The organism is Janibacter sp. Y6 (assembly GCF_040900765.1).
GTDB lineage: Bacteria > Actinomycetota > Actinomycetes > Actinomycetales > Dermatophilaceae > Marihabitans > Marihabitans melonis.
Genome location: NZ_JAKLYZ010000002.1, coordinates 450,726 through 472,799 on the forward strand (window position 1 = coordinate 450,726; position 22,074 = coordinate 472,799).

22 protein-coding genes and 2 tRNA genes are annotated in these 22,074 nt (G+C 70.2%); 16 read left to right on the top strand and 8 right to left on the bottom strand.

The genetic code is table 11. The features are described from left to right. The first annotated feature begins 8 nt into the window (after positions 1-8). Complete coding sequence (locus L6241_RS07085) at positions 9-881, top strand: alpha/beta fold hydrolase (protein ID WP_368245522.1); 873 nt, start codon at positions 9-11, stop codon at positions 879-881. On the opposite strand, the gene L6241_RS07090 is transcribed toward L6241_RS07085, so the two are convergent. Next, on the bottom strand, positions 878-1,630 hold the full coding sequence (locus tag L6241_RS07090; RefSeq protein WP_368245523.1) for an IclR family transcriptional regulator: 753 nt from the start codon (positions 1,628-1,630) through the stop codon (positions 878-880). The two genes, L6241_RS07085 and L6241_RS07090, sit on opposite strands and share 4 nt — an antisense overlap. Before the next feature lie 78 nt (positions 1,631-1,708). On the opposite strand from L6241_RS07090, the gene L6241_RS07095 reads away from it, so the two are divergent. From L6241_RS07095 to L6241_RS07165, 15 genes are all read left to right on the top strand, one after another. Continuing rightward, positions 1,709-2,521 carry an IclR family transcriptional regulator gene (locus L6241_RS07095; RefSeq protein ID WP_354588665.1) on the top strand — a complete coding sequence of 271 codons (813 nt, stop codon included), beginning with the start codon at positions 1,709-1,711 and terminating at the stop codon, positions 2,519-2,521. Positions 2,522-3,542: 1,021 nt separating this feature from the next. Then, positions 3,543-4,337, top strand: a complete 795-nt coding sequence (locus L6241_RS07100) for a 2-keto-4-pentenoate hydratase (RefSeq protein WP_368245524.1) — start codon at positions 3,543-3,545, stop codon at positions 4,335-4,337. Positions 4,338-4,351: 14 nt separating this feature from the next. Next, complete coding sequence (locus tag L6241_RS07105; RefSeq protein ID WP_368245525.1) at positions 4,352-5,350, top strand: acetaldehyde dehydrogenase (acetylating); 999 nt, start codon at positions 4,352-4,354, stop codon at positions 5,348-5,350. A gap of 5 nt (positions 5,351-5,355) precedes the next feature. Continuing rightward, the gene (gene dmpG / locus L6241_RS07110; RefSeq protein ID WP_123093253.1) at positions 5,356-6,435 is read left to right on the top strand and encodes a 4-hydroxy-2-oxovalerate aldolase; all 1,080 of its coding nucleotides are present in this window, start codon (positions 5,356-5,358) and stop codon (positions 6,433-6,435) included. Then, complete coding sequence (locus L6241_RS07115) at positions 6,435-7,238, top strand: 2-keto-4-pentenoate hydratase (RefSeq protein WP_368245526.1); 804 nt, start codon at positions 6,435-6,437, stop codon at positions 7,236-7,238. The genes dmpG and L6241_RS07115 overlap by 1 nt, the downstream gene beginning before the upstream one ends. Next, on the top strand, positions 7,238-7,462 hold the full coding sequence (locus L6241_RS07120; RefSeq protein WP_191565088.1) for a tautomerase family protein: 225 nt from the start codon (positions 7,238-7,240) through the stop codon (positions 7,460-7,462). The genes L6241_RS07115 and L6241_RS07120 overlap by 1 nt, the downstream gene beginning before the upstream one ends. After that, positions 7,459-8,907 (top strand): aldehyde dehydrogenase, encoded by a 1,449-nt coding sequence (locus tag L6241_RS07125; protein ID WP_368245527.1) that lies wholly within the window; start codon positions 7,459-7,461, stop codon positions 8,905-8,907. The genes L6241_RS07120 and L6241_RS07125 overlap by 4 nt, the downstream gene beginning before the upstream one ends. 124 nt (positions 8,908-9,031) lie before the next feature. Further along, complete coding sequence (locus L6241_RS07130) at positions 9,032-9,988, top strand: hypothetical protein (RefSeq protein WP_368245528.1); 957 nt, start codon at positions 9,032-9,034, stop codon at positions 9,986-9,988. A 7-nt stretch (positions 9,989-9,995) separates the two neighbouring features. Continuing rightward, the gene (locus tag L6241_RS07135) at positions 9,996-10,895 is read left to right on the top strand and encodes a hypothetical protein (RefSeq protein ID WP_368245529.1); all 900 of its coding nucleotides are present in this window, start codon (positions 9,996-9,998) and stop codon (positions 10,893-10,895) included. A 115-nt stretch (positions 10,896-11,010) separates the two neighbouring features. Further along, positions 11,011-13,224, top strand: a complete 2,214-nt coding sequence (gene gyrB, locus L6241_RS07140; RefSeq protein WP_368245530.1) for a DNA topoisomerase (ATP-hydrolyzing) subunit B — start codon at positions 11,011-11,013, stop codon at positions 13,222-13,224. 50 nt (positions 13,225-13,274) lie between these two features. Beyond that, positions 13,275-15,872, top strand: coding sequence for a DNA gyrase subunit A (gene gyrA / locus L6241_RS07145; RefSeq protein WP_368245531.1), 2,598 nt, complete (start codon positions 13,275-13,277; stop codon positions 15,870-15,872). Continuing rightward, entirely contained in the window at positions 15,869-16,330 is a 462-nt protein-coding gene (locus L6241_RS07150) for a DUF3566 domain-containing protein (RefSeq protein WP_224766930.1), read from the top strand. The genes gyrA and L6241_RS07150 overlap by 4 nt, the downstream gene beginning before the upstream one ends. Positions 16,331-16,471: 141 nt before the next feature. Beyond that, positions 16,472-16,545 (top strand) — tRNA-Ile (locus tag L6241_RS07155). A gap of 38 nt (positions 16,546-16,583) precedes the next feature. Next, a complete protein-coding gene (locus L6241_RS07160; protein ID WP_068270957.1) occupies positions 16,584-16,766 on the top strand; it encodes a DLW-39 family protein in 183 nt (60 codons plus the stop codon). Positions 16,767-16,790: 24 nt separating this feature from the next. Continuing rightward, positions 16,791-16,863: transfer RNA gene (locus L6241_RS07165), tRNA-Ala, on the top strand. Positions 16,864-16,939: 76 nt separating this feature from the next. Here L6241_RS07165 and L6241_RS07170 read toward each other — a convergent pair. The 7 genes from L6241_RS07170 to L6241_RS07200 all read right to left on the bottom strand — a co-directional run bounded on the left by L6241_RS07170 (position 16,940) and on the right by L6241_RS07200 (position 22,032). Then, the gene (locus tag L6241_RS07170; protein WP_368245532.1) at positions 16,940-17,188 is read right to left on the bottom strand and encodes a DUF6308 family protein; all 249 of its coding nucleotides are present in this window, start codon (positions 17,186-17,188) and stop codon (positions 16,940-16,942) included. Between the two features lie 91 nt (positions 17,189-17,279). Continuing rightward, positions 17,280-18,059: an IS21-like element helper ATPase IstB gene (gene istB / locus L6241_RS07175; RefSeq protein ID WP_368245533.1), complete on the bottom strand. Its 780-nt coding sequence runs from the start codon at positions 18,057-18,059 to the stop codon at positions 17,280-17,282. Further along, entirely contained in the window at positions 18,056-19,699 is a 1,644-nt protein-coding gene (istA, locus tag L6241_RS07180) for an IS21 family transposase (RefSeq protein ID WP_368245534.1), read from the bottom strand. Before istA ends, istB begins: the two co-directional genes overlap by 4 nt. Before the next feature lie 94 nt (positions 19,700-19,793). Beyond that, positions 19,794-20,867 carry a BtrH N-terminal domain-containing protein gene (locus L6241_RS07185; RefSeq protein WP_368245535.1) on the bottom strand — a complete coding sequence of 358 codons (1,074 nt, stop codon included), beginning with the start codon at positions 20,865-20,867 and terminating at the stop codon, positions 19,794-19,796. Then, positions 20,860-21,384: a PadR family transcriptional regulator gene (locus L6241_RS07190; protein WP_368245536.1), complete on the bottom strand. Its 525-nt coding sequence runs from the start codon at positions 21,382-21,384 to the stop codon at positions 20,860-20,862. The genes L6241_RS07185 and L6241_RS07190 overlap by 8 nt, the downstream gene beginning before the upstream one ends. Before the next feature lie 143 nt (positions 21,385-21,527). Continuing rightward, a complete protein-coding gene (locus tag L6241_RS07195; RefSeq protein WP_368245607.1) occupies positions 21,528-21,818 on the bottom strand; it encodes a DUF6308 family protein in 291 nt (96 codons plus the stop codon). Further along, positions 21,727-22,032 carry a DUF6308 family protein gene (locus tag L6241_RS07200; protein ID WP_368245537.1) on the bottom strand — a complete coding sequence of 102 codons (306 nt, stop codon included), beginning with the start codon at positions 22,030-22,032 and terminating at the stop codon, positions 21,727-21,729. The genes L6241_RS07195 and L6241_RS07200 overlap by 92 nt, the downstream gene beginning before the upstream one ends. Positions 22,033-22,074 lie beyond the last annotated feature (42 nt).

Sequence of the window (22,074 nt, forward strand, 5' to 3'; positions counted from 1 at the left end):
TCCGAGCAGTGACGAGCACGACGACCCAGACCGCGCAGACCAACCCCGAGATCGGCCTGTCCGTCCGGACCGGGCAGCTGCGGACCAACTACCACGACAGCGGTCCCCCGTCGGGGGGCGAAGGGGGGACCGTCCTCCTCCTCCACGGGTCCGGACCGGGGGTGAGCGCCTTCGCGAACTGGCGCCTGCAGATCCCCGCCCTGGGCGCGCGGCACCGCGTCATCGCGCCGGACCTCGCCGGCTTCGGATTCACCGACGTGCCGGAGGGGCAGGAGTACAGCCGCGAGGTGTGGCTGCGCCAGGTCGTCGACCTCCTCGACGCCCTCGAGGTCGACCGGGTCGACCTCGTCGGCAACTCCTTCGGCGGGTCGATGGCCCTCGCGCTCGCGATCCACCACCCGGAGCGGGTGCGCTCGGTCGTCCTCATGGGCAGCGTCGGCGTCCCCTTCGCCATCACCGAGGGGCTCGACGCGGTGTGGGGCTACGAGCCCGACGTCGAGACGATGGGCCGGCTCATGCGCGAGACCTTCGCCTACGACAGCTCGCTCATCACCGACGAGCTCGTCGCGAGCCGGTACGCCGCCTCGACGCGCAGCGGGACGATGGAGGCCTTCTCCTCGATGTTCCCCGCGCCCCGCCAGCGGTGGGTCGACGCGATGGCCCACCCGGAGGGCTCGATCCGCGGGATCGAGGCCCCGGTGCTGCTCGTCCACGGGCGCGACGACAAGGTCATCCCGCTGTCGACCTCGCTGACGATGCTCGAGTGGATCGACGACGCGCGGCTGCACGTCTTCGGCAGGTGTGGGCACTGGACGCAGATCGAGCACGCCGCCGCCTTCAACGAGCTGGTCCTGGACTTCCTCGACCAGCAGCCGGGCTAGAGCCCCGAGTCGCGCAGGGTCCGGCTGAGGGTGAAGGCCGCGGTGCGCACGGCGATGCCCAGATGAGCCGGGTCGATCGAGCGGGTCGGCCCGGTCACCGACAGGCCCGCGCGGATCTTGCGGTCGGAGCCGAAGACCGGTGCCGCGACGCACGAGACGCCGACCGTCGACTCCTCGAGGTCGAGCGCCATGCCGACGCTGCGGATCTTGCGCAGCTCCTGGGTGAGCTGGCCCGGCGTGGTGATCGTCCGCGGGGTGAAGCGCGGCAGCCCGGCCTCGACGCGGGCCCGCACGGTCGCCATCGGCGAGTACGCGAGCATCACCTTGCCCACCCCCGTCGCGTGGGCCGGCAGGCGACCGCCGAGCCGGGAGTCCAGGCCGAGATTCGGGCCGAGGATCTTGAGGTAGACGACGTCGACGCCGTCGAGCATCGCGAGGTGCACGCGGTGGTGGGTCGCCTGACGCAGGTCCTCCATGACGGGGTCGGCGGCGTCGCGCAGGTCGCGATGGGCCGGCACCTGGGTGCCGAGCTCGAAGAGCTTGGGCCCCAGGCGGATGCGGTCGTCGAGACGCTCGAGCACCTGGACCTCGACGAGCTGGGCGACGAGCCGGTGCACCGAGCTCACCGGGAGATCGGTCGCGCGGGCGATAGCCCGGACCCCCGACGCCCCCTTCGCGACGGCGTCGAGGATCGCGCTGGCACGGGCGATGACGCCGTCGTCAGCGGTGTTCCGCTCATCGGGACGCATTCCTTGATCATGCCGCACACGCGGCGGGATCGTCGACACAACAGACCTCACGACACCGTCGTTGCCGAGGAGAGCACCATGTCAGCACAGCCCGTCATCCAGCCCGTCGAGACCGCCTGGTGCGCGTCGACCCCGTTGCGCCGCAAGCCGTCCGACGGCGGTGGCCTGCGCTCGGTGACGACGGCTCTCGACGTGCTCGAGTGCTTCGCGGCCGACGGCGAGCTCGGCGTCTCCGACATCGCCCGCCGGCTCGGCATCGCCAAGAGCACCGTGCACCGCGTCCTCACGACGCTCGCCGGCCGTGGCTTCATCGAGCAGGATCCGGAGACCGGGCTCTACCGTCTCGGTCTGCACCTCTACGAGCTCGGCGAGCTGACCATCGGGCGCCACGAGCTGCGCCACCGGGCGCTGCCCACCCTTCGCCAGGTGGCCACCCAGACCGGGCTCACCGTGAACTTCGGGGTCCCCGACGGCGCCGATGTCGTCTTCCTCGAGCGCATCGCGCTCGGTGCCGGCGAGCACATCCTCGGTCACGCCGGACGACGCTTCCCCGCCCACGTGACGAGTTCCGGCAAGGCGATCGCCGCCTTCAGCCTCACCGTCGACCGGGCCCGCCGCGAGGCCGGCTTCCCGCCGCGGGTGCGCGGCACCGTGCGCACCGAGCAGGACTGGGCGCACGAGCTCGCCGGGGTGCGCTCGAAGGGGTACGCCATGGCCGTCGACGAGTCCTTCGACGGGGTGGGCTCGATCGCCGTGCCCGTCCTGCGCGGCGAGCTCGCCGTCGCCTCGATCTCGGTCTTCGGGCCGAGCGAGTCCGTCGTCGCCCGCGAGGACCGCATCGTCCCCCTGCTGCGAGCCGCCGCCCGCCGGATCGGCCGCCAGACCCACTGACCCCGCCACCCCCCCCGGGACCCCCGTCACCTCGTGAGGTGGCGGGGGTCTCCCCTGTCGTGGGCTGCTCGTCGGGCGACGGGGATGCGCTGGTCGAGGTGTCCGGGCGTGCTGGGGGTCGCGGCGGCACCTCGACCCGGGCGAAGGGGGACCCCGCCTCCTCGAGATGTTGGCAACCGCGCGGGTTGCAACCGGCGCGGCTGCCAGCTTCTCGGGCGGTGTGGTCTCGAGGCTCCTCCGTCGCACCTCGACCATCGAGGGGTGCGGCGCGGGTCGAGGTACCTGGGTGTGCTGGGGGTCGTGGGGATACCTCGACCGGCGGAGGGGGATCCCGCCTCTCCCGAGATGTTGGCGCGTGCTCGGGTTGCAACCCGCGCGGCTGCCAGCTTCTCGAGCAGTTGGGGGGTGTGGTCTCGAGGCTCCTCCGTCGCACCTCGACCAGCAAACGGCTGGGCCTGGTCTCGAGGCTCTTTCGTCGCACCTCGACCATCGAGGGGTGCGGCGCGGGTCGAGGTATCTGGGTGTGCTGGGGGTCGTGGGATCACCTCGGCCCGGGCGAAGGGGGATCCAGCCTCCTCGAGATGTTGGCGCGTGCTCGGGCTGCAACCCGCGCGGCTGCCAGCTTCTCGAGCAGTTGGGGGGGTGGTCTCGAGGCTCCTCCGTCGCACCTCGACCAGCAAACGGCTGGGCCTGGTCTCGAGGCTCCTTCGTCGCACCTCGACCAGCAAACGGCTGGGCCTGGTCTCGAGGCTCCTTCGTCGCACCTTGACCAGCAAACGGCTGGGGCCTGGTCTCGAGGCTCCTTCGTCGCACCTCGACCAGCAGGGGCCGTCGACCATCCGCTGACTGGGGTGTCCCGCTGATCGGGACGGTTTCGTAGCCCTGGCCGGGGTGGGTGCGGGAGCCTCGTGAGGTCGCTGCGGGACGCACCCGGCGCACGTTCCACCGAAGGGAACGAGCCGACCACCGCGCCCCCGACATCCCTAGTTTTGATCGAAGTCCGCACCGTCGAAGGAGACCCATGGGCGAGCCGAGCCAGGTCCAGCAGGAGGCAGCGCAGCGCCTGCTGCGGGCCTACGAGACCCACACCCCGATCCCGCCGCTCACCGCGGACTTCCCCGAGCTCACGGTCGAGGACGCCTACGGCATCCAGCTCGAGCAGGTGCGCCGCTGGACCGAGGACGGGCGCACGGTCGTCGGGCACAAGGTCGGGCTGACCTCCGCCGCGATGCAGAAGCAGCTCGGGGTCACCGAGCCCGACTTCGGCCACCTCTTCGCCGACTTCGTCTACGCCGAGCACGAGCCGCTCCCCGCCGACCGCTTCCTGCAGCCGCGGGTCGAGCCGGAGATCGCCTTCGTCCTCAAGTCTCCGCTGGCCGGCCCGGGCGTCACCGTGACCCAGGCGATCGCCGCGGTCGACTACGTGCTCCCGGCCCTCGAGGTCGTCGACAGCCGCGTCGCGGACTGGAAGATCACCCTCGCCGACACCATCGCCGACAACGCGAGCTCGGGCGGCTACGTCCTCGGCTCGACGCCGACCCCCCTGCACGAGGTCGACCTGCGCCTCGTCGGCTGCGTCTTCCACCGCAACGCCCAGGTCATCGGGACTGGGGCCGGCGGCGCCGTCCTCGGCTCGCCGATCACCTCGCTCGTCTGGCTCGCCAACACCCTCGGCGCGCTCGGCACGACCCTCGAGGCGGGCGAGGTCATCCTCCCCGGCTCCGTCACCGCCATGAGCCCGGTCGCGCCGGGCGACACCTTCACCGCCACCTTCGCCGGGCTCGGCAGCGTCACGGCCCGCTTCGCCCACAGCTGAGAGACGAGACAGACATGACTGCACGCACGAAGGGGACCGCCGCGATCGTCGGCCCCGGCAACATCGGCACCGACCTGATGTTCAAGCTCATGCGCCGTTCCGAGGTCATCGAGCCGCGCTACATGATCGGCGTCGACCCGGCCTCCGACGGCCTGCGCCGCGCCGCGAGCCTGGGTCTCGAGGCCAGCCACGAAGGGGTCGACTGGCTCCTCGCGCAGGACGAGCTGCCCGACGTCGTCTTCGAGTGCACCTCGGCCAAGGCGCACCAGGCCAACGCCCCGCGTTACGCCGAAGCCGGCATCCTCGCCGTCGACCTCACCCCGGCCGCCGTCGGCCCCTACCTGTGCCCGCCGGTCAACCTCGACTTCAACCTCGACGCGACGAACGTCAACATGATCACCTGCGGTGGTCAGGCGACGACGCCGATCGTCGCGGCCGTCTCCTCCGTCGTCCCGGTCCCCTACGCCGAGATCGTCGCCTCGATCTCGAGCAAGTCCGCCGGCCCCGGCACCCGCGCCAACATCGACGAGTTCACCGAGACCACCTCAGAGGCCCTCGAGGTCGTCGGCGGCGCGACGAAGGGCAAGGCGATCATCATCCTCAACCCCGTCGAGCCCCCGCTGATGATGCGCAACACCGTCTTCTGCGCCATCCCCGAGGAGGCCGCCGAGGCCGGCGAGCTCAACGACCGGGTCCGCGAGTCCATCGCCGCCATGGTCGAGCGCGTCCAGGAGTACGTCCCCGGCTACCACCTGCGCGCCGAGCCGCAGTTCGACCACGCCCGTGAGCTGTGGAACGGCATGGCGCGCGTCACCGTCCCCGTCGAGGTCAAGGGCCGCGGCGACTACCTGCCCGACTACGCGGGCAACCTCGACATCATCACCGCGGCCGCCGCTCGCGTCGGCGACATGATGGTCGCCCACCGCCTCGGCGTCGACACCGGCTGGGTCCCCGCCGACGCCGACGCCACCACCCCTTCGCCCGACACGAAGCAGCAGGAGGTCTCGGCGTGAGCGAGATGACCCACCCCATCCCGGAGTTCTCCGGCGGCGTCGACGTGCGCCTCACCGACACGACGCTGCGCGACGGCTCGCACGCGATGTCGCACCAGTTCACCGAGGAGCAGGTCCGCACGACGGTCCGCGCCCTCGACCAGGCCGGCGTCCAGGTCATCGAGGTGACCCACGGCGACGGCCTCGGCGGCTCGAGCTTCAACTACGGCTTCTCCGCCGTCGACGAGATGTCTCTCATCAAGGCCGCCCGGGCCGAGGCCGAGCGGGCCAAGATCGCCGTCCTCCTCCTGCCCGGTCTCGGCCGCGTCCACGACCTACACCAGGCCCGCGACAACGGCGCCGACATCGCCCGCATCGCCACGCACTGCACCGAGGCCGACGTCTCGATCCAGCACTTCGGCGCCGCCCGCGACCTCGGCATGGAGACCGTCGGCTTCCTCATGCTCAGCCACATGGTCACGCCCGAGGAGCTCGCCAAGCAGGCGCGCATCATGGTCGACGCCGGCTGCCAGTGCGTCTACGTCGTCGACAGCGCCGGCGCCCTCATCCTCGAGGACGTCTCCGAGCGCGTGAGCGCCCTCGTCTCCGAGATCGGCTCGCAGGCCCAGGTCGGCTACCACGGCCACCAGAACATGTCCTTCGGCGTCGCGAACTCCGTGCTCGCCTACCGCGCCGGCGCCCGTCAGATCGACGGCTCGCTGTGCGCGCTCGGCGCCGGGGCGGGCAACTCCCCCACCGAGGTCCTCGCCGTGGCCTTCGAGCGCCTCGGCATCTCCACCGGGGTCGACATGGACGGCATCCTCGGCGCGGCCCAGGACGTCGTGCGGCCCTACATCCGCCGGCTGCCGTGGATGGACCGCTCCTCGATCACCCAGGGCTACGCGGGCGTCTACAGCTCCTTCCTCATCCACGCGGAGCGGGCCTCGGAGCGCTACGGCGTGCCGGCCCACGCGATCTTGTCGAAGGTCGGCGAGTACGGCTACGTCGGCGGCCAGGAGGACATGATCATCGACGTGGCGCTGGAGCTGCAGAAGCAGCACGAGATCGACATGGGCGACCTCCAGGCGCTCGGGGCGACCTCCTGATGGCCGCCCAGCAGTGGGACGTCGAGTCCGTCGCCGCCGAGCTGCTCGCCTGCGAGGACGAGCGTCGTGACCGGGTGAAGTTCACCGACGAGTGGCCCGAGCTCGACGTCGCGACCGGCTACGAGATCCAGGACCTCACCCTCGCCACGCGCCTCGAGCGCGGCGAGAAGCTCATCGGGGTCAAGCTCGGCCTCACCTCGCGCGCCAAGCAGCAGCGGATGGGGGTCGACACCCCCTTCGTCGCCTGGCTCACCGACGCGATGATCCTGCCGGCCGGCGACCCCGTGCCCCAGGACGCGCTCATCCACCCCCGCATCGAGCCCGAGCTCGTCTTCGTCATGGGCGAGCGGCTCGAGGGCCCCGGCGTCACCGGTGCGCAGGCCATGGCGGCCGTTGCCGCCGTGCACGGCGGCGCCGAGGTCATCGACAGCCGGTACAAGGACTTCACGTTCGCCGCCGGCGACGTCATCGCCGACAACGCGAGCTCGGGCGCCTTCGTCACCGGTGGTCTCGGGCTCGTCCCGAGCGAGGTCGACCTCTCCCTCGAGGCCGTCCTCGTCGAGGTCGACGGCGAGGTCGTCGACTCGGCGACCGGCGCCGCGGTCCAGGGTCACCCCGGCGAGGCGCTCGCGCTCGCCGCGAACGACCTCGCGACCCGCGGCCACGCCATCGAGGCCGGCTGGGTCGTGCTCACCGGCGGCATGACCGACGCGGTCTTCGCGCCGCCCGGGTCGAGCGTGGCCTGCCACTTCAGCAACCTCGGCTCGGTCTTCATCAGCGGTGGGACGAAGGGGGACGCCTGATGCCCGTCGTCCAGATCACCCTCACCCAGGGCCGCTCGCCGCAGGCGATCCGCTCGATGATCTCGAAGGTCACCGACGCGATCGTCGAGGCCGAGGTCGCCCCCAAGCCCACCATCCGCGTGCTCGTCACCGAGATCCCCCGCGAGCACTTCGCGGCGGGCGACGTGACGATCGCCGAGCGGCTGGCGTCGCAGGACGCCTCCGCAGAGAGGAGCTCGTCATGAGCGACACCCTTTTCGGTCACATCATCGACGGCGTCGAGGTCGAGTCGCTCGACGGCGGCCGTTTCGACGTCTACAACCCGTGGACGCAGGAGGTCTGGGCCCAGGCCGCCGAGGGCGGCGAGGCCGACGCCGACCGCGCGATCGCGAGCGCCCGCACGGCCTTCGACGAGGGCCCGTGGCCCCGCATGGGCCGCGTCGAGCGCGCAAGGCTCATCCACCGCCTCGCCGACCTCATGGAGGAGCGCACCGACGAGCTGGCGACCCTCGACAGCACGAACATGGGCAAGCCCCTCGCCCAGGCCAAGCACGACGTCGCCCGCTCCGCCGACAACTTCCGCTTCTTCGCCGACCACCAGCGCGACCACGTCGGCTCGGTCTTCCCCATGGACAGCGGCCACCACACGTACAGCGAGTTCGGCCCCGTCGGGGTCGTCGCGGCGATCTCGCCGTGGAACTTCCCGCTGATGATGGCGACGTGGAAGATCGCGCCCGCCATCGCGTGGGGCAACACGTGCATCATCAAGCCGAGCGAGGACACCCCCGCCTCGGTGACCCTCCTCGGTCGGCTCGCGGTCGAGGCCGGCTTCCCGCCCGGTGTCCTCAACGTGCTCAACGGCCACGGGGCGCCCGCCGGCGCCGCCCTCACCGGTGACGACCGCGTCGACCGCGTGACCTTCACCGGCTCCTCGACGACCGGCAAGGCGGTCATGGCCTCGGCCTCGACCCACCTCGCCCCGGTCTCCCTCGAGCTCGGCGGCAAGGGCGCGAACGTCGTCTTCGACGACGCCGATCTCGACAACGCCGTCCACTGGGCGGTCGAGGCGATCTTCCGCAACTCCGGGCAGATCTGCCTGGCCGGCTCGCGCCTCTTCGTCCAGGACGGCATCTACGACGAGTTCATGGAGCGCTTCCAGGCCGCGGCCGAGGCGCTGCCGATCGGCGACCCCTTCGACCCCGAGACGAAGTTCTCCGTCCTGGCCTCCAAGCGCCACTACGACAAGGTCGTCGGCTACGTCGAGGGGGTCGAGGCCACGGGCGGCACGATCCGCACCGGCGGCGTCGACGGCGAGGGCCGCTGGCTCGTGCGACCGACGATCATCGAGGACCTGCCCCTCGACGCCCCCGCGTACTGCGAGGAGATCTTCGGGCCGGTGTGCGTCGTCAACCGCTTCTCGACCGAGGACGAGGTCGTCCACCTCGCCAACGACACGCGCTACGGGCTCAACGCGATGCTCTTCACCGAGGGCCTCTCGCGGGCCCACCGGGTCTCCTCCCGGCTCAAGGCGGGCACCGTGTGGGTCAACTGCTTCTTCATCCGCGACCTGCGCACCCCCTTCGGCGGTGTCGGCGACTCCGGCGTCGGCCGCGAGGGCGGGGACTTCAGCCGTGAGTTCTTCACCGAGCCCAAGGCCGTCGTCATGCAGATCGACCGCACGAGCGCCTGACGCAGCAGCCCTCCTCAGGGGTCGTCCCGGGCACACGTCATGCGTGCCCGGGACGTCTGCGTTGTGACAACTCCGGCGATCCTTGGCAGGCTGGACGACTGCCCGAGACGAGAGGAGGGCGACGATGAGCCGCGACGGCGAGGAGCCCACACCCCTGGGCGACGTCCTCTTCGGCGACCCCGAGCGCGCCCAGGACGGCGCGGACGCGACGACCGAGCTGCCGCGCGTCGAGGACCGCGAGGACACCCCGACGCAGGTCATGGCCCGCCCCCCGCAGGCGACCTCCGACGCGGTCCCGACGCACTGGTGGACCGAGGACGAAGGGGGGTCCGAGACCCCCGCCGGCCGGTCGGCGGCCACCCCGCAGACCCCTGAGCAGACCCCGCAGCAGTGGGCGGCCTACCGCCCCGGCTACGAGCGCCACCCCGACGACCCGAGCACCGGGGTCTCCCCCGCGGCCGGCCTCGGGGCGGGTGCTGCGGCCGGCGCGGCAGCCCACCGGACGCCCGCGCCCCAGCCCGGCCCCCAGCACCACCCGCAGAGCGCGGCCCCCGCGCCGCTGCCCCGGTCGCCGCAGCGCTCCGGCGGCGGCCGCACGGCCGGGCTCGTCCTGCTGCTCGTCGGCGCCCTCGTCGCCGGTGCGCTCCTGGCCGTCGCCGGGCTGCGTCTGCTCGGTGACGACGAGCCGAGCAGCACCGCGAGCTCGCCCGCGCCGACCTCCTCGTCCGCGGACGGCGGCCAGCCGTCCTCCTCGTCGTCCAGCTCCAGCTCCAGCAGCAGCTCGAGCAGCAGCTCGAGCAGCTCCTCCTCGCCGACCCGCGCGGGCGTGCTGCCCGAGGGCGCGACCGCGTGCGGCACCGCGAAGCAGGGCCTTCGGGCCGGCACCGCGACCGAGGTGACGTCGTGCCCCTTCGCCGAGGCGGTCCGCGACGCCTACCTCGCCGACACGCCCGGCAGCGACGGCTCGGCCACCCTGCTCGTCAAGAGCCCGGTGACCGACCAGACGTACACGATGCGCTGCTCCGGCGCGACGGTGACGACGTGCACCGGGGGCAACGACGCCTCGGTCGTCCTCTACTAGGCCGCTGGTGAGCCGCGGCGCCCGCCGGGCGCTCGTCCCGGCCGTCGCCGCGCTCGCCCTCGCGGGGTGCACAGCGAGCCCCGCCGACCCCGGGCCGACGACGACCTCCGCCTCACCGAGCCCGACCGCGACGCGGTCCGCGTCGCCCGCCCCCGAACGGGCGACGCTCGACACGGCCACCCGGCGTGACCTGCGGGCCGTCATCTCCCGCCACCCCGACGAGCAGGTGAGCGTGGCCGTCGCCCCGGTCGGGGGCTCGGGCGCCCCCGCTGTCATGGGTCGCGACGAGGCCCTGCCCGCCTGGTCGACGATCAAGGTGCCGCTCGCGCTCGCCGCGACCCGCGCGGCCCCGGACGACGGCTCGGTCGAGGCGGACGTCGAGCTCGCCCTCACCGCCTCGGACAACGACGCCGCGCTGCGGCTGTGGCAGGGGCTGGGCTCGCCGAGCCGGGCGCAGCGGGCGGTCGAGGACGTCCTCGCAGACGGCGGCGACCGGCGCACGACGGTCCAGCGCCGCTCGACCGTGGCGGGCTTCTCCCCCTTCGGGCAGACGCGGTGGCGCGCCTCGGACCAGGCGCGCTTCGTCGCCGGCGCGGTCTGCCTGCGCGACGCGGAGACCGTCACCGACCCCATGGGTCGGGTCCTCGACTGGCAGGCGTGGGGCGTCGGCCGGCTCGACGGCTCCCTCGTCAAGGGCGGGTGGGGGCCGACCGACGACGGCTACGTCGCCCGTCAGCTCGGGGTGATGAGGGGTGCGAAGGGGGAGCACGTCGTCGTGACGATGACGATCCGGACGAGCAGCTACGAGCGCGGCAGCGCGCTGGGGGACGAGCTGGCGGAGGTGCTCGATGAGCACGCGGGGGACCTCCCGGGCGGGCGCTGCGAGAAGGCCTCTCACAGCCGCTGAGGGGGTAGGAGCCATACCGGGAGTCCTCGACGGGGAGTTCTGGCGCTCAGATCGGCCGCCACGGGCGCGCACGTGCATGCGTTGTCGCGCTCGGGCGGTAGACTGAGGGCACATCATGGACATACGTCGGACGGCGCGCTCACGGCGCGCCGTCGGCATGACGACGAGGAGACCTGTGGCCGAGCAGGACGACACCCCAGGCACCGACGAGATCTTCACCCCCGCGGAGGCCGAGCAGGCCCGCGCCGAGCACGAGGCGGCGGCCGAGGCCGCCCTCGTCGCCGCCGGCGACGACCCCGCCGCGTACGACGCGAGCGCGATCACGGTGCTCGAGGGTCTCGAGGCCGTCCGCAAGCGTCCGGGCATGTACATCGGCAGCACCGGTGAGCGCGGCCTGCACCACCTCGTGTGGGAGATCGTCGACAACTCGGTCGACGAGGCCTTGGCCGGCTACGCCACCTCGATCACCGTCACGCTCATGGCCGACGGCGCCGTCCGGGTCAAGGACGACGGCCGCGGCATCCCCACCGACATGCACGCGGGCGAGGGCGTGAGCGCGGTCGAGCTCGTGCTCACCCAGCTCCACGCGGGCGGCAAGTTCGGCGGCGGCGGGTACAAGGTCTCCGGCGGTCTGCACGGCGTCGGCTCCTCGGTCGTCAACGCGCTGTCGACGCGCCTCGACGTCTGCGTGCGCCAGAAGGGCTACGCCCACCGGATGTCCTTCGACTACGGCGTCGCCACCGCTCCCCTGGAGCGGATGGAGGAGACGCAGGAGACCGGCACGACGATCACCTTCTGGGCCGACGCCGCGATCTTCGACTCCGTCGAGTACGACTACGAGACGATCCGGGCGCGCTTCCAGCAGACCGCCTTCCTCAACAAGGGCCTGACGGTCACCCTCATCGACGAGCGGGTCGAGCGGGACCAGGACGCCGACGAGGACCTCGACGCCGTCGACGCCGACATCACCGAGGTCGAGCACGACGACGACGCCGGTGACGGCGGCCAGGCGACGACGAAGACGGCGCGCACCGTCACCTACCGCTACGAGAACGGTCTCGTCGACTACGTGACCCACCTCGTCGGCAGCAAGAAGGCCGAGCCGGTCATCGACACGATCATCGACATCGAGACCGAGGACACCGAGCGCTCGCTCTCCCTCGAGATCGCCATGCAGTGGACGACGGCGTACAGCGAGTCCGTCCACACGTACGCGAACAACATCAACACCCACGAGGGCGGCACCCACGAGGAGGGCTTCCGCGCGGCGCTGACGAAGATGATCAACGACTTCGCGCGCAAGCAGGGCCTGCTCAAGGACAAGGACGACAACCTCACCGGCGACGACATCCGCGAGGGCCTCACCGCGGTCATCTCGGTCAAGCTCGGCGAGCCGCAGTTCGAGGGCCAGACGAAGACCAAGCTCGGCAACTCCGAGGTCAAGGGCTTCGTTCAGCGCGCGATGACCGACGAGTTCGGGCACTGGCTCGAGGCCAACCCCACCAAGGGCAAGGACATCGTGCGCAAGTCGGTCCAGGCGGCGACCGCCCGGATCGCGGCGCGCAAGGCGCGCGACGCCACCCGCCGCAAGGGCCTGCTCGAGTCCGGCGGCCTGCCCGGCAAGCTCTCGGACTGCCAGAGCAAGGACCCGACGATCTCCGAGGTCTTCATCGTCGAGGGCGACTCGGCCGGCGGCTCGGCGAAGGCGGGCCGCAACCCCGAGAACCAGGCGATCCTGCCCATCCGCGGCAAGATCCTCAACGTCGAGAAGGCCCGCATCGACCGGGTCATGGCCAACACCGAGGTCCAGGCGCTCATCTCCGCCTTCGGCACCGGCATCGGCGAGGACTTCGACATCGCCAAGGCGAGGTACCACAAGATCGTCCTCATGGCCGACGCCGACGTCGACGGCATGCACATCCGCACGCTGCTGCTCACGCTGCTCTTCCGCTTCATGAAGCCGCTCATCGAGGCCGGGTACGTCTACCTCGCCCAGCCGCCGCTGTACCGGCTCAAGTGGAGCAACCACGAGCACGAGTTCTCCTTCTCCGACCGTGAGCGCGACGCGATGATCGCCCACGGCCAGAGCCAGGGCTGGCGCCTGCCGAAGGAGAACGGCGTCCAGCGCTACAAGGGTCTGGGCGAGATGAACTACCAGGAGCTGTGGGAGACCACGATGGACCCCGACTCGCGGGTGCTGCTCCAGGTGACCCTCGACGACGCCGCCGCGGCCGACGAGATGTTCTCCGTGCTCATGGGCGAGGACGTCGAGTCCCGCCGCTCCTTCATCCAGAAGAACGCACGCGACGTGCGCTTCCTCGACATCTGACCGGGGCCCGAGCACCCCCCTTCGCCCGAACTTGCGAGCTAGAGGACGACATGACTGACACCCCCGACGGCACCGGCACCGAGGTCACCACCGACCGGATCGACCCGATCGACCTCAACGCGGAGATGCAGCGCAGCTACATCGAGTACGCGATGAGCGTCATCGTCAGCCGTGCGCTGCCCGACGTGCGCGACGGCCTCAAGCCGGTGCACCGCCGCATCGTCTACGCCATGTACGACGGCGGCTACCGCCCCGACCGCGGCTACAACAAGTGCTCGCGCGTCGTCGGCGACGTCATGGGTCAGTACCACCCGCACGGCGACAGCGCGATCTACGACGCCATGGTGCGCCTCGTGCAGGCGTGGTCGCTGCGCTACCCGCTCATCGACGGGCAGGGCAACTTCGGCTCGGCCGGCAACGACGGCGCGGCCGCCCCCCGGTACACCGAGTGCAAGATGGCGCCGATCGCCCTCGAGCTCGTGCGCGACATCGACCAGGACACCGTCGACTTCGTGCCGAACTACGACGGCAAGACGCTGCAGCCCGACGTCCTGCCCTCGCGCTTCCCCAACCTGCTCGTCAACGGCTCGGCCGGCATCGCCGTCGGCATGGCCACCCAGATCCCGCCGCACAACCTGCGCGAGGTCGCCGACGCGGCCCAGTGGATGCTGCAGAACCCCGAGGCCAGCCGCGAGGAGGCCCTCGAGGCGGTGATGAAGCGGATCACCGGTCCGGACTTCCCCACCGGCGCGCTCGTCATGGGCACCCGGGGCATCGACGAGGCGTACCGCACCGGTCGCGGCTCGATCATCATGCGCGCGGTCGTCGAGGTCGAGGAGCTGCAGGGGCGCACCTGCCTCGTCGTCTCCGAGCTGCCCTACCAGGTCAACCCCGACACCCTGGCGCTGAAGATCGCCGACCTCGTCAAGGAGGGCCGGGTCCAGGGCATCGCCGACATCCAGGACCACACCTCCGGGCGGTCCGGCCAGCGGCTCGTCATCGTGCTCAAGCGCGACGCGGTCGCCAAGGTCGTGCTCAACAACCTCTACAAGCACACCCAGCTGCAGACGAACTTCGGCGCGAACATGCTCGCCCTCGTCGACGGGGTGCCGCGCACGCTGCCGATCTCGGCCTTCATCCGGCACTGGGTGGAGCACCAGATCGAGGTCATCGTCCGGCGCACGAAGTACCGCCTGGCCAAGGCCGAGGCCGCGATCCACATCCTGCGCGGCCTGCTCAAGGCGCTCGACGCGCTCGACGAGGTCATCGCCCTCATCCGCGCGTCGCGCACCGTCGAGGCGGCCCGTGACGGGCTGATCAACCTGCTCGAGATCGACGAGGAGCAGGCCCGCGCCATCCTCGAGATGCAGCTGCGCCGGCTCGCCGCGCTGGAGCGTCAGAAGATCATCGACGAGCACGACGAGCTCGAGGCCCAGATCCTCGACTACCAGGACATCCTCGCCACGCCCGAGCGCCAGCGCAGCATCGTCTCCGAGGAGCTGCAGGCGATCGTCGACAAGTACGGCGACGACCGGCGCACGCGGATCCTGCCCTACGACGGCGACGTCGCGATGGAGGACCTCATCCCCGAGGAGGACGTCGTCGTGACGATCACCCGCGGCGGCTACGCCAAGCGGGTCAAGGTCAGCGAGTACCGCAGCCAGAAACGTGGCGGCAAGGGCGTGCGCGGCGCGACGCTGCGCGGCGAGGACGTCGTCGAGCACTTCGGCACGACGACCTCGCACCACTGGCTGCTCTTCTTCACCAACTTCGGGCGGGTCTATCGCGCGAAGGCCTACGAGCTGCCCGAGGCGTCGCGCGACGGCAAGGGCCAGCACGTGGCGAACCTCCTCGCCTTCCAGCCCGAGGAGCAGATCGCGGCCGTCCTGGCGATCAAGGACTACCAGGCGGCGCCCTACCTCGTCCTGGCCACGCGCAACGGCCTGACGAAGAAGACGCGCCTCACCGAGTACGACTCCCCCCGCTCCGGCGGTCTCATCGCGATCAACCTGCGCGACGGCGACGAGCTCGTCACCGCGGGTCTCGCCTCCGCCGCCGACGACCTGCTCCTCGTCTCGCGCAACGCGATGTCGGTGCGCTTCCACGCCACCGACGAGCAGCTGCGCCCGATGGGGCGCGGCACGAGCGGTGTGACGGGCATGAAGTTCCGCGACGGCGACTCGCTGCTGTCGATGCAGGTCATCGAGGAGGGCACCGACCCCGACGTCTTCGTCGTCTTCGAGAACGGCGTCGCCAAGCGCACGCCGGCCTCGGAGTGGACGGCGAAGGGGCGCGGCACGCTCGGCGTCATGGCGGCCAAGTCCGGCAAGGGCGGCCAGCTCGTCGGGGCGCTCACCGTGAGCGAGGACGACGAGGTCATGGTCGTCATGGAGCGCGGCAACATCGTGCGCTCGGCGGTCACCGAGGTCTCCCGCACCGGCCGGAACACCATGGGCGTCTCCTTCGCCACCCCCCGCAAGGGCGACGCCATCGTGGCGGTCGCGCGCAACGTCGACCGGGGTGTCGCAGCAGAGGTGGAGGACGACGCGGTAGCGTCGGAGCCTGTACCTGCGTCCGAGGACGGCTCTGAGCCGGCCACGGATGCCACGACTGACAGCGGGGACCAGGCCCCCGGAGGTGACCAGTGAGCGACACGACGGTGATGCAGGCCTCTCGCGGCAGCGAGGGCGCGAAGGGGGCGGGCGCCCCCCGTCCCGCGGCATCCCGACCCGCTCGAGGCGGTCGTCGGGTCAAGCTCATGGTCTCGCGGGTGGACCCGTGGTCGGCGATGAAGGTCGGCTTCCTCCTCTCCGTGGCCCTGGGCATCGCGATGGTCGTCATGAGCGCGGTGCTGTGGAGCCTGATGTCGGCGATGGGGGTCTTCGACTCCATCAACTCCCTGGCCAGCCAGATCATCGGTGACGGCTCGGGCCAGACCTTCGACATCATGGACTTCCTCGGCTTCGGCCGCGTCGTCTCGCTGTCGGTCGTCGTCGCGGTCGTCGACGTCGTCCTGCTGACCGCCCTGGCCACCCTGGGCGCCTTCCTCTACAACATCGTCGCCAGCCTCGTCGGCGGCCTCCACCTCACCCTCACCGACGACTGAGCGCTGCACGACCCCAGGGACCCCCGCGTTTTGGCCGCGACGCCAGCCGTGAGGTAACCTCGGGCGTCGCGTCAGCCACGGTGGTTGAGGTGCGAAGGCCCTCAGGGCCTGAGCCTCGAAACCACGCATCTGGTCGCACACGGGCCTATAGCTCAGACGGTTAGAGCGCTTCCCTGATAAGGAAGAGGTCAGAGGTTCAAGTCCTCTTAGGCCCACCCGATCCCCCCTTCGATGCCCGACCACGGAGCAGCCGATGAAGAAGATCCTCGCCCTCGCTGCCGTCGCCGCAGGAGCCGCGTACGCCCGCCGCAAGATCGAGGCGCAGCGCTCGGAGAAGGACCTCTACGCCGCAGCTGCCGCCGGCGGCCAGCGCGGAGGCACCGCGTCCGCCCCGCCGCGCGACGTGTGGGCCGCGGCCACCGACTCCCGCGCCTGACGGGGTCGCACAACTTCACATCCAGGGGCCATGGCGCAATTGGTAGCGCACCTGCTTTGCAAGCAGGGGGTTAGGGGTTCGAGTCCCCTTGGCTCCACCCGAACACGCCAACAGCCCTCGCGGTCTCCCGCGAGGGCTGTGATGTGTCGCCGCGTGCACGGCGTGAGCAAGGCCTAGTGCCGAGCGAGAATTTTCTGTGCTTTACCGCTCCCGTCGAGCCAGGCAATGACGTCGAAGACTCGCAGTGCACTGACTTTTTCCGGCAATCCGCCATCTTGCCGAAGGCTCAGCAGGTGCTCTTGCAAGCGGCCGCCGTCGGCTGTAAGAGCTGCGTGCATCCGCTGCCACTGGGCGACCGTGGCAGACCGTCCGTACACAGCGTCACCGATGACCGAGTTGGCTTCGCCGGTTTCGTCCGACACCGCTTGTCGGTGAGTTCTGACACCGCTGGGGCCGGATTCGTGCTGGTGATGTAGGTCTGGGTCGACATCACTTCCCGCGCATGGGCAGCGGTCAGGTCGTCCGCTGCTTGGCGGCTTGGGCCAGGCGGTAGGAGTCGGTGCCGGTCTCGAGGATGGTGCCGCCGAAGGTGAGCCGGTCGACGATGGCGGCGCATAGCCGGGGGTCGGTGAAGGTCTTGGTCCAGCCGCCGAAGGACTCGTTCGAGGCGATGGCGACGGAAGCCTTCTCCTCGCGTTCGGTGAGGACCTGGAAGAGCAGTTCCGCGCCGCGGCGGTCGAGTTGCATGTAGCCGAGTTCGTCGATGCACAGCAGGTCGACGCGGCCGTAGCGGGCGATGGTCTTCGCCAGCGTCATCTCGTCGGCGGCCTCGACGAGCTCGTTGGCGAGTTGGGTGGCCAGGGTGCACTTGACCCGGTAGCCGGCCATGGCGGCCTCGGTGCCGAGTGCGATGAGCAGATGGGACTTGCCGGTGCCGGAGTCCCCGATGAGGCAGAGTGGCTGGCCCTTCTGGACCCATTCGCACTTGGCGAGGGTGTGGATCACGGCGGGGTCGATGTTGGGGTTGGCGTCGAAGTCAAAGGCTCGCAGGGACTTCTCGCGGGGGAACTTGGCGGCCTTGATTCGGCGCTCGGACCGGCGTCGGGCGCGGTCGTCGCATTCGGCGAGCAGTAGTTCGGCGAGGAAGCCGCGGTAGGACATCTGCTCCCGGCTGGCCCGGTCGGCGTAGTCGGTGAAGGAGTTGCGGATGGTGGGCATCCGGAGCATCCGGCAGGCCTGGTCGATCGCGGCGTCGGCTGCTTCCTCGGTCATTCCACGGCGTTTGGGGGTCATGGTGCGGCTCCTTCGTTCGGGTTCTCGCGGCGGCTGGCCAACAGCTGGTCGTACTTCTCCACGCTCGGCAGCGGCCGATCGTCTGCGGGCAGGTGGGCACGGAGCCGGCGCTCGGTCAACGACCTGACTGCGGGTGCCTCCTGCGACGCCAATGGCTCGCCGCTGATCTCGATGACGGCCTCTTCCGTCGAGTTGTCGTGTTTGCGGGCTTCCAGCGCGACGGCGTCGGCGGTGAGCGCGCCAGCATTCAGCGCTGCGGCAAGGCCGGCGACGACCTGGTCGTGGGGCAGATGACGGTGCAGCATCAGCACCTCGATCAGCGCGCGGGTGCCTTCGGCATCACCGTGCGCCTTACAGGCGGCGGCCCACCAGGAGTCGTGGACCGGCGTGAACCGGCCTGCCGCGCGCGCTTGCTCCAGCGCGGTCGCGCCGGGCAGTGCGCCAGGCTTGCGGAGCAGGACTTCGAGGTAGTGGTCGAGATCAACGCGTGTGCCGCCTTTGGTCATCAGCCGCTCGTGGCGGGCGATCTCGGTCTTGCCATCGAACACGACCAGGTTGCTGGCGTGGAGCAGCACTCGGACCTGGCGTCCGACCATGCGGGCGGGCACGGAGTACTTGTTCATCCGCACCGCTATCTGGGCGTACCGGTCGACCCGGGGCGTGAACCAGCGGCCGGTCTCGAATGGCTCGGTCGGAAGCGGCGCGAGGAGCGGTTCCTCGGTGGAGAAGTGCTCGCCGACCGTGTGGGCGCGCGAACCGATCCGACGAGAGTCATCGTGGATGTCCCAGACGTCGATGAGGGCGTTGAGTTCCGCGAGGGAGTCGACCTCGGGGACGGGGACGAGGTGGTTACGGCGGAACCAGCCGATCTGCCCATCGACGCCGCCCTTCTCATGCGCCCCCTGGATGCCAGGCTGACAGTAGAAGGCCTCGATGCCGTAGTGGGATCGGAACGCAGTCCATCGGTCGGCCTCGACCCGCTGGCGGGAGAAGCCGATCACGCTCGCGACGGCGGCCTTGAGGTTGTCGTAGCGGATCTTCCCGGTCGGGACCCCTCCGAGCACATTGAAGGCGTGTGCGTGGCCCTCGAAGAAGGCTTCCTGCCCAGCCGAGGAGCTGATTCGGTGCACAGCCTTGCCGGAGTAGGAGAGCCGTAGACTGAACAGCGCGCATGTGACCAGCTCGCCGCGCAGCCGGATCGCGACCTCGCCGAAGTCGACCTCGGCCTCCCGACCGGGGAGGTGTTCCTGCGGGATGAAGGTGTTCGCGGGTTCTCGACCGGCCTCGATGCGGATCTCGCGGCGGCGGGTGGCGACGTAGTCGCGGACCATCCCGTAAGAGACGACGCCTGTGGCCTCGTGCTCGTCCAGCAGCCGGTCGAAGATCCGCTTGGCGGTATGCCGCTGCTTCCGCGGCGCGTCGAGATCGTCGCGCAACCAGCCGTCGATCACGTCTCGGTACGGATCGAGCCGTGACCCGCGCTTGGGCGGCGGCTTCCTGGCCTTCGGCCACGCCGACTCCAACGCAGCAGCGACCGTGCGGTACCCGACCCCGTGCTTGCGCTGCAGGGCACGATTCGACATGCCCGTCCTGGCGTCACGCCGGATCGCGGCATACAGATCCACCCGGCTTCCTGCCATCAGGCGGATCCGATCCTCAGACGAGGTGCCTTTCGCGCGGCCGGGACCGCGATCGCTCCGAGGAGGCGCAGGCGACCGTGCACGACCGACCCGCTTAGGAGCGCCGTGGGGAGTGGTCTGGCCCGGACTTCGTCAGGGAGCCGAGTGCAGTCATCGCGGAGGTCTCGATCGTCGCGATGTCATCGAGCAGTTGACTCGCCTTGGCGAGATGGTCCGGGCTACCCGAGGCACCTGCCTTCTCGATGAGTTCGGCAACGCTCGTCCAGAGCAGCGCGGATTCGGCGAAGAGATCCCTTCCCTGCTCTACGAGGTCCGCGCCCGGCCTGCCTTCGAGTAGTCCGTGGCACTCGGTCAGGAAGTCTCGGTACAGGTTGCGAAACAGTGCGCCTCCGGTGCCCGCGCGTTCCATCAGGGTGGCGATGACTGTGAGGTTGCGGCCGGGGTCCTCGACTCGATCGAACCACGAGTGCACGCGCTTAACTGCTGTGCGGATTCCTCGGTTGCCGAGGTTGGCGATCGCCGGCGTCAGGAGGTCCTCAGCGCACGCGGTGATCGCGGAGATGATCGCTGGGATGAGGTGCCCGCCATCCATGTTCGGCACCGCCACCCTCACGGTGAAGGACCGGTGGCGGGCCGACATCGGCCCGCGTGCGGCTCGCGCTCTGGCCAGGCTCTCCAGGCTCGTGGACACGGCTCCGCCCTGCTGCGCGGTGTCGACCAAATAGGCCCGCTCGGCGTCGTAGCCGTACATGGCGACGACGTGACCGGCGAAGTGCACGCGGGATCCGAAGTACTCCAGGTCATGGCTGTCGAGCTGTAGCCCTACGGGGATCCCATCGTCGATCGAGGAGCGGACCTGGTCCCAGGCCTTACGTGCGGAGGTGGTCTCCTGCACGCGCAGCTCGAGCCCCAGCCGTTGGGTCAGGTTCTGGGCGAGCACGAAGGGCTTCACCCTGCCGCCCAGGAAAGGCAGCTCCTGTTGCTTCGAGTCCCAGTAGATGAAGGACAGCCCGCTCCCCAACCCAAAGAGCATCGGTTCGGAGAGGTCGAGTCCGGCATGTCGCAGGAGCACGCCGAGCGCCGTCGTCTCGCAGTGCGAGCCGCCGGCCGTGGAGACTCCGTCGATGATCGTCCTGTCGGGCGGTTTGAGCTCGGCCTTGTCACTCATCGGATACCTGGACTCGTTCGGCGAGCCACGACCTTTCCGCCTCCAGGAGGCTGAGGGAGTAGGAGAAGACCTCCCGTGCGGGGCGTGGGAGGGGAGCTTGCGACCGCTCGGCTTCCATGACTGATGCGATCCTGGCCTCGAGCTGAATCAGCCTGCTGCGCAGCGCCTCGTCGTAGGCGCGCTCCGAGACCAGCGGCAAGTTGGCCAGTCCGACGAGGACCGGATATGGGACCGCCCGAAGATCGGCGATGAACGCAACGGCTTCATCTGCGGCGATCTGCCGCCCCTCCGCAGTGGCCTGGAACACCCGCCGAGACTTCACGCCAGAACGGCCCTCGGCGGCCTCGATGAGGCCGCGCTTCTCCAGCTTGGCGAGCACGTAGTAGATCGATGAGAAGCCGATGTCCGTCCACTGTCGGATGCCGCGCTGCTCGATCACCTGTTCCAGGTCGTAGCCGTGCCGGGGGTGCTCAACGATCAGGCCCAGCACGGTCAGTTCGGCAGAAGTCAATTCCACTCAACTATTCTAGCACTAGGATAGTTGCCCATCGGAGACCCATCTGGAGACCGGGCCGGGCGCATTCGCCCCCAGCTGAGGCCCCCGGGACGGTGGTGTCAGATCTCGTCGACACTCGACCCGACGGCGGTGCCAAATGGTGCTCACGGCCGCCGACAATCGGTGTCCGATGAGACCGACAGAATCACCGAGTCGTAGATCGGGATCAGGTTCGGGCGCTTACGAGCAAGCAGCTTGCTCGTCCGGGTCACGCCCACATCGTGGAGTTTTCTGACGGCCGACCACAGCGGACGGTTCTGCTCTTCAAGGTCGCGGGCCTCAGCTGCCGACAGCGACGCGAGCTCACGATCCGCTCCCAGACCGCCGAGCTGTGCATTCAAGTGGTCCGCATAGGTGAAAAGGATCTGGACGGGCGGTGGGGTGGATGTCCGCAGAGAGCAGCGAAGCCGAGAGGACGTCGTCTGCGGTGAAGCGATCTTGTGATGACGACCTGGTGCCGCTCGGGTCGAAGGTGTCCCACCACCCTCCTTCGAACCCACGGCCCTTGTCCAGCAGTCCGGCGAAGTATCCCTGCAGCAGCGCGACCGCCCCCGCCCGCTGGTCTTCGTGGAGGTGTGGGGTCACGGTGATCGGTTCTAGTGATGTCATCACGTGAGTATTGATCGCGACGGCGGTACCCGTCTGCTCTTC

Bases quoted from the DNA above. Each gene is read 5' to 3' on its own strand.
- L6241_RS07090 (WP_368245523.1), bottom strand. From the start codon at position 1,630: ATGCGTCCCGATGAGCGGAACACCGCTGACGACGGCGTCATCGCCCGT.
- L6241_RS07095 (WP_354588665.1), top strand. From the start codon at position 1,709: ATGTCAGCACAGCCCGTCATCCAGCCCGTCGAGACCGCCTGGTGCGCG.
- L6241_RS07100 (WP_368245524.1), top strand. From the start codon at position 3,543: ATGGGCGAGCCGAGCCAGGTCCAGCAGGAGGCAGCGCAGCGCCTGCTG.
- L6241_RS07105 (WP_368245525.1), top strand. From the start codon at position 4,352: ATGACTGCACGCACGAAGGGGACCGCCGCGATCGTCGGCCCCGGCAAC.
- dmpG (WP_123093253.1), top strand. From the start codon at position 5,356: ATGACCCACCCCATCCCGGAGTTCTCCGGCGGCGTCGACGTGCGCCTC.
- L6241_RS07115 (WP_368245526.1), top strand. From the start codon at position 6,435: ATGGCCGCCCAGCAGTGGGACGTCGAGTCCGTCGCCGCCGAGCTGCTC.
- L6241_RS07120 (WP_191565088.1), top strand. From the start codon at position 7,238: ATGCCCGTCGTCCAGATCACCCTCACCCAGGGCCGCTCGCCGCAGGCG.
- L6241_RS07125 (WP_368245527.1), top strand. From the start codon at position 7,459: ATGAGCGACACCCTTTTCGGTCACATCATCGACGGCGTCGAGGTCGAG.
- L6241_RS07130 (WP_368245528.1), top strand. From the start codon at position 9,032: ATGAGCCGCGACGGCGAGGAGCCCACACCCCTGGGCGACGTCCTCTTC.
- gyrB (WP_368245530.1), top strand. From the start codon at position 11,011: ATGGACATACGTCGGACGGCGCGCTCACGGCGCGCCGTCGGCATGACG.
- gyrA (WP_368245531.1), top strand. From the start codon at position 13,275: ATGACTGACACCCCCGACGGCACCGGCACCGAGGTCACCACCGACCGG.
- L6241_RS07160 (WP_068270957.1), top strand. From the start codon at position 16,584: ATGAAGAAGATCCTCGCCCTCGCTGCCGTCGCCGCAGGAGCCGCGTAC.
- istB (WP_368245533.1), bottom strand. From the start codon at position 18,059: ATGACCCCCAAACGCCGTGGAATGACCGAGGAAGCAGCCGACGCCGCG.
- istA (WP_368245534.1), bottom strand. From the start codon at position 19,699: ATGGCAGGAAGCCGGGTGGATCTGTATGCCGCGATCCGGCGTGACGCC.
- L6241_RS07185 (WP_368245535.1), bottom strand. From the start codon at position 20,867: ATGAGTGACAAGGCCGAGCTCAAACCGCCCGACAGGACGATCATCGAC.
- L6241_RS07200 (WP_368245537.1), bottom strand. From the start codon at position 22,032: ATGACATCACTAGAACCGATCACCGTGACCCCACACCTCCACGAAGAC.